The following is a 1,656-nucleotide window of genomic DNA, read 5'->3' as shown; positions in this document are numbered from 1 at the left end:
TAGCCCGGATCTTTCGTGCGGCTGATGTGCTGGCCTGTTCGGGTTCGGATTGATGTTTTGCGGCCGGCTTCTGGCTGCGGGGCATGATTGGCTGACCCGGTCAGCGGGTGGGCTGCCGGGTTCCACGAGCCCGGGAATGTTTCCTTTCGATGGCTTTAGGGGCGGTTTGGCGCTGGTCAGTCGGGTTGTAGGCGGGCCAGTGCGGTCGTGATGAGGTCGGTGTAGGGCCGGTGCGCACCGAACCGCAGGGCGGTTCGGCGAGCGTGGCGGGCCAGCCGCGCCGCGGCGGAGAACAGCCGTAGCCGCAGGCGTTTGGGTTCCCATCGGCGAGCGTCGTGACCGCGCAGTGCGAGCATCTGCATCCATGCAAGGAGTTCGGTTGCCAGGCAGACGATTTCGATCCAGATCCGGTTCTGGTCGAAGCCGTGCAGCGGCAGGTTGGTCAGGCCGGTGTCCTTGGCGGTGCGGATGCGGTCCTCGCAGCGGGCGCGGCGGCGGTGCCGCAGCTCCAGATCGGGCAGCTGACCGCGGGTGGTGTTGGTGGCGAAAGCGGTCAGCCGCAGACCGTCACGGTCGGTGAACCGCAGCTGCGCGCCGGGGTGCGGGCGTTCCTTGCGCACGATCACCCGCATGCCGGCGGGCCAGTCGTTCAGGTCGAGCAGCCCGGTCAGCTCCGCGACCCATGCGCCGTCACGGACTTTCCCATCACCGTCGTAAGCCTCGCACCAGGCATGGTCGGGGATGAGATCGACTGCGGCGGCGGTGGTGTCGGTCAGACCGAATCCGACCGAGTATTGCAGCCGCCGACGGGTGAGGTAGTCGAGGAATTCGTGGGTGCCGCCGCCGGAGTCGGTGCGCACCAGCACTTTCCGGCCCACCCGGTAACCCGGCTGCCACGGCAGTTGCGCCAACGCCTGGTTCAGGACTTGTTTGTGGTCGGCGGCGGTGTTGGAGCCGGCATTGCCGGGCCGCAGCATGATGACCAAGGGTTCCCCGGTGCCGGTAGGGCCATGGTCGGCCCATGCCCCCAGCGGGTGGAATCCGTAGCCGTGCTTGAACGTCGGTGCCGCATGCTGCTTGTCCGAATGCGCGGTGACCAGGGTGGCATCCAGATCGATGATCAACGGCGTTTCGGCGTCGATGCCGTGATCGGGAGCATCGGCCCCGGCGGCGGCCCAGGCCGCAGCGCGGGCGGTAGCTCGCGCGGACCGCAACGCCGACAACACTTTCGGCGCTTCGGCCGCCAGACTCGCGACCAACCGCGACACGGTGGGGTCCGAGGCCACTGGCCCGAATACACCCGGCTCGGCACGCAACACACCGAGGTCGGCCAGACAGTCCCCGCCGAGGGAAACCGTGACAGCCAGATCCAGCATGATCTTGCCCGGATCATGCACGGCCAGGGGTTTTCGCCACGGAGCCAGTGCCTTCGACAACGCCGTGACCAACCCCGTCTTCTCGGCGGTACGCAGCAGCAACACCGCCCCGGCCTGCGACACGACCCCTGAACCCGACCCGTCCGCGAGCAGACGCGGATACGGCGAACTACACTTGCTCACCTGAATGGTGCTCCTGAGAACGCGAACAATACGACCTTCGACAAGCCGTATTATCGCCGCTCAGAGCACCATTCTTCGTTACTACCACAGCACCTAA

1 protein-coding gene is annotated in these 1,656 nt (G+C 66.8%); it reads right to left on the bottom strand.

Going from position 1 to position 1,656, the window contains the following annotated elements:
• Positions 1–176: 176 nt before the first annotated feature.
• A complete protein-coding gene (locus tag ACIRRA_RS45965) occupies positions 177–1,559 on the bottom strand; it encodes an IS1380 family transposase (protein ID WP_402782467.1) in 1,383 nt (460 codons plus the stop codon).
• Positions 1,560–1,656 lie beyond the last annotated feature (97 nt).

This window comes from Nocardia sp. NPDC101769 (assembly GCF_044766925.1).
GTDB lineage: Bacteria > Actinomycetota > Actinomycetes > Mycobacteriales > Mycobacteriaceae > Nocardia.
The sequence above is the reverse complement of the archived record's forward strand: the minus strand, read 5'-3'. Positions and strand labels throughout refer to the sequence as shown.